This is a genomic window from Phenylobacterium sp. (assembly GCF_030646615.1).
GTDB lineage: Bacteria > Pseudomonadota > Alphaproteobacteria > Caulobacterales > Caulobacteraceae > Phenylobacterium.
On sequence record NZ_JAUSLG010000015.1, the window covers coordinates 1 to 4,574 of the forward strand.

A 4,574-nucleotide genomic window follows, 5' to 3' on the forward strand; every position below is an offset into this window, starting at 1 on the left:
TGGCCATATAGACCGCCTCCTCGACGCTGTGGGTGACGAAGACGATGGCCGGCTTGAGTTCGGCCCAGAGCTGCAGGACATCGTCGGCCAGGGCCCGCCGGGTGATCTCGTCCAGGGCCGCGAAGGGCTCGTCCAGCAGCAGCAGCCGCGGCTCGGTGACCAGGGCGCGGGCCAGGGAGACCCGCATGGCCATGCCGCCGGAAAGCTGGGCGGGCCGCGCCCCTGCGGCGCCGGCCAGCCCCACCCGGCCCAGGGCCGCCTCGGCCCGGCCGCGGGCCTGGCCCCGCGGCATGCCGGACAATTCCAGCGGCAGGGCCACATTATCCCGGGCCGACAGCCAGGGCGCCAGGGTCGGCGCCTGGAAGACCACGGACGTTTCGCCACGCCGCGCGGTGCGGCCCACATGGCCGCGGGTCGGCGCCTCCAGGCCGGCCAACAGGCGCAGGGCTGTGGACTTGCCGCAGCCCGAGGGTCCGACCAGGGCGGTGATTTCGCCAGGCGCCAGCGAAAGGCTGAAGGGGCCCAGCGCGAGCTGGCCCTTGCCGTACTCCACCTCGACCTGCGCCAGTTCGGCGACCAATGGCTCCATGGGCGCTGCGGCTAGGGCAGGAAGTCGAGGGTGTAGGCCGACTTCGGATCGAGATCGGCCGGATAGACTCCCTGGTCGCGGGCCATCTCGAAGAACTCGGTCCAGCGGGCGTCGCTCATCTGGCCCGTCAGGGCCGGATCGCCTGCGTCGACGATGCCGTACGACTTCAGCTTCTCCCGCGCCTGATCCAGCACGTCCTGGGTCATTTCCGGATTGTCGGCCTTGATCAGGGCGTCGCCAGGCGCCGGATCGCCGTCCAGGTAGGAACGCCAGCCCGCCGTGCTGGCCTCGACGAAAGCGCGCACCGCCTCGGGGTTCTCGGCGATCAGGGCGTCCCTGGCCAGGACCATGGTCGCATAGCCAGGATAGCCGTTGTCGGCGAGCAGGAAGACCTTGGGGGCGAGGCCGGCCTCCTTCTCGATCGTATAGGGTTCGGACGTCACATAGCCCTGCTGGGCCACGCGCTTGTCCGACAGGAAGGGGGCGGAGTTGAAGGTGTATTTGCGAACCTGATCGTCGGTGAAGCCGTACTTGGCCTTCAGCCACACCCAGAAGGCGGTGACCGAGGCGTCCGACAGCAGGATCGGGTGGCCCTTCAGGTCGGCGATGGTCTCGATTCCCTGGTCGGGGTGGGCCAGCAGGACCTGCGGGTCCTTCTGCATATAGGCGGCGACCGCCGTCACCGGCGCGTCTTCCTGCGCCAGGTTCATGACGATGAAGCTGTTGGAGCCCATGCCCATGTCCACGGCGCCGGCGGCCAGCAGTTGGGGCACGTTCACGCCCGGGCCGCCCTGGATGATCTCCACCTTCAGGCCGCGCTTCTCGTACTCGCCATTGGCCAGGGCCTGGTAGAAGCCGCCGTGCTCGGCCTGGGCCCGCCAGTCGGTGGCGAAACGGAGGGTGGTCAGGCCGTCAGCCCCTGTCACCGGGTCCGTGTCGGCGGCGGGCGCGCAAGCGCAGAGCAGGGCGGCTAGAGCGATGCCGAGATGGCGCAGAAGTCCCATGAAATCCCCCGAGAACAGACCCGACCTATAGGTAGGGCTCCCCTGGGGCCGCGCCAAGCGGCTTGCGCGTCAGCGCTGGCCGATCAGGCGACCTCGGGAAGCTCGGCCGCATCATCTGGGCGCGCGTCCTGCGTCCACCGCGCCAGAGTCGCATGCAGGGCCTCGATCTGGATCGGCTTGCCCAGGGTGTCGTTCATGCCGGCGCGTCGACAGCGCTCGAGCATGTCGGGCATGACGTCTGCGCTCATGGCGATGATCGGAGTCTGCCCTGCGGCGTGGTCGAGGGCGCGGATTCTCCGGGTGGCCTCGACCCCATCCATCACGGGCATGTGGATGTCCATCAGGATGACGTCGAACGCGTCGGCCTGGACGGCCTCAACGGCCTCGGCGCCGTCGCAGGCCAGGGCGACGTCGCAGCCCAGCAATTCGAGCACGGTGGCGCCCAGGTCGCGGTTCATGGCGTGGTCATCCACCAGCAGCACCCTCACCCGCCCCAGGGCGTCGGGCGAGGCCGGCTCGGCGGCCGCCGGTGACTCGGCCGCGCGCTCAGCGACGATCTCGAACCAGAACACCGAGCCGTAGCCCGGCTGGCTTTTCACGCCGATGAGCCCGCCCATGGCCTCCACCAGCCCCTTGCAGATGGCGAGGCCCAGGCCTGATCCGCCAAACGCCCGACTGACTGAGGAGTCGGCCTGCGAGAAGCGGCGGAAGAGGCGAGTCATCAGCTCGCGGGGGATGCCGAGCCCGGTGTCGTGGACCTCGAACCGCAGCAGGACATCGGGGCCCTGGTCCCGGGCGGTGACCTTCAGCCGCACCTGGCCCGCGGCGGTGAACTTCACGGCGTTGCTGAGCAGGTTGAGGAGAATCTGCCGCACCCGGAGGTCGTCCAACATGACCGCCAGGTCGGTGGGTCCGGCTTCCTCAAGCGCGATGTCCAGGCCCTTGGCCTCGGCCGCAGGGGTGATGATCTCCAGGGCGTCGCGGGCGACCGACATGGGAATCTGGGGCGCGAGCGACAGCTCGACCTCGCCGGCGTCCAGGCGGGAATAGTCCAGGATGTCGTTCACCACCGCCAGCAGGGAGCCGCCGGCCCGGTGGATCAATTCCAGTTGCCGCCGGGCCTCGTCCGGCAGGTCATCGCGTCGGCGCAGGGTCTGGGTGAAGCCGAGGATGGAGTTCATCGGCGTGCGGATTTCGTGGCTCATGGTGGCCAGAAATTCCCCCTTGGCCTCGCCGGCCGCCTGGGCCCGGGCCTGGGCGCGCCTGGCCGCCCGGGTGCGCATGGCCAGCAGCCGCTGGGTGCGGGCCTGTTCAGAGAGGATGAGGGCGACCGACAGGCTGGTGAACAGGGCCGTGCCGATGATGAATTGCAGGTTCAGGATTCGTCGCGGCTGGCTGAGGGCCTCGTGATAGGGCGGACCCAGCACCACCATGGTGGTGGCGATGATGGCCATCATCAGCGCCGACAGGGCCACCCCGCGCGGACCTAGCCGGAAGGCTGCGGCGACCAGCGCCGGCGTCAACAGCATGGGCGCCGGGAAGTCGTGGGGCAGATAGGCGAATATGCTGATCAACGCCACCAGGCCGTAGATGGTGGTCTGTTCCAGGTGGGAGCGGGGCGGGGCCTGGCCCTTGCGACGGTCGGCCAGAAGCAGCACCGCCGGCAGGCTGATCGCCATGCCGAGGGCGTTGGCGGTGAACCAGCCGACGACGATCTGAAGCGCCGACTGGGCGAGGTAGCCCAGCAGCGCGCCAGCCAGGACCGCGGTCAGGGCGGTGGCCGGAATGATGGCGAACACGACAATGCGCGACAGGGCGGCCAGGTCTGAGATCCGGCGCTGTGGGCCGCAGATCTGGCGAATGATCAGCGCCGCAAAGGCGGCCTCGAACAGATTGAGGCCCGCGAACAGGGGCAGGGCGTCCAGCGGCGCCCCCACTGACAGATTGACCCAGATCCCGACCACGGTGCAGCTGGCGCCCACCCACGCCGCGCGGCGCCAGGGAAGCAGGACGAAGCCGGCGGCCATCAAACCACTGGGCAGCCACAGGGTCGCCACCCCGCCGCTCTCCCGGGTCAGGGCGACGCAAAACAGGGCGCTGGCGGCGAAGCCGATCGTCAGAATCAGGCCGAGCACCGTGTCGTGCCGGAGGTCCCTGTTGATCGCCATGGGCCGTTCGCTCCCCAAACTGGGGACATTATGGCCAAGCTCTGGCGCCAAAGGGTTAAGCGCGCGGCCCCGTCGGGTGCGCCGCCTCAGGCGGCCGCTGGCGCGCGCGATCTCGCGCCCGGAGGGTTCCGCCCATGGCAAGAGGGCGGCGCTGCGGCAAGCCGCGGCGTCGCCCTCATTCCAGATCCTTGCGGACCTGTATCGTAAGGTCGGTGCGACTTCGAATGCGGGCTGCCCCGCAGGTTTCCGTCACGCCGGTGTCCTTCGAACCCAGGCGCCGGGTCGCCCCGTCGCCATCGGTCCTGGAACCTTCTGCTCCATTTGCGTCCCGGTTTCCCGGTCGGCCAGGGCTGCAGTCCCTCTCGACCCCTTGACGTTGCGCCCAGACCCTCTATGAAGCAAGCGCCCGAGTTCGACCCGTTGTGCGCAGCGTGTCATCAACCGGTGGACAGGCTGTGGATTTCCTGGGGAAAGCACGCCGAAACGTCAGCAAATTCAGCCCGGGACCTTATCCACAGGAATGGCGTGGGCGCGGCTTAGCGCCCGGCCTCCAGCGCCTCGCGACGCTCTTCCAGCTCCAGCCACTCCATTTCGGCGGCCTCCAACTTTTGCCGCGCGGCGGCCAGCGCCTGGCCAAATCGGTCGAAGGCCCCCGGATCGCGTGCGTAAAGCGCCGGGTCGGCCAGCTGGCTTTCCAGCAGGCTGATCTTCCCCGGCAGGTCGGCGACCAGGCCGGTCAGTTCTGCGAGCCGGCGCTGCTCCTTGTAGGAGAGCTTGGCGGCCTTGGCGGCGGGAGCCGCCGCCGCGGCCGCG

General features: G+C 69.4%; 4 protein-coding genes. All 4 read right to left on the minus strand.

The genetic code is table 11. The features are described 5' to 3' along the window. A partial coding sequence (locus Q7S93_RS02685; protein WP_304712034.1) for an ABC transporter ATP-binding protein occupies positions 1-589 on the minus strand: 589 nt, incomplete at its 3' end. A gap of 11 nt (positions 590-600) precedes the next feature. Further along, the gene (locus Q7S93_RS02690; RefSeq protein WP_304712035.1) at positions 601-1,593 is read right to left on the minus strand and encodes an ABC transporter substrate-binding protein; all 993 of its coding nucleotides are present in this window, start codon (positions 1,591-1,593) and stop codon (positions 601-603) included. 83 nt (positions 1,594-1,676) lie between these two features. Continuing rightward, the gene (locus Q7S93_RS02695) at positions 1,677-3,761 is read right to left on the minus strand and encodes a hybrid sensor histidine kinase/response regulator (RefSeq protein ID WP_304712036.1); all 2,085 of its coding nucleotides are present in this window, start codon (positions 3,759-3,761) and stop codon (positions 1,677-1,679) included. A gap of 536 nt (positions 3,762-4,297) precedes the next feature. Further along, on the minus strand, positions 4,298-4,574 hold a 277-nt coding region (locus Q7S93_RS02700), incomplete at its 5' end, for an ABC transporter C-terminal domain-containing protein (protein WP_304712037.1).

Coding starts and splice junctions, on each gene's coding strand:
- Q7S93_RS02690 (WP_304712035.1), bottom strand. CDS start 1,593: ATGGGACTTCTGCGCCATCTCGGCATCGCTCTAGCCGCCCTGCTCTGC.
- Q7S93_RS02695 (WP_304712036.1), bottom strand. CDS start 3,761: ATGGCGATCAACAGGGACCTCCGGCACGACACGGTGCTCGGCCTGATT.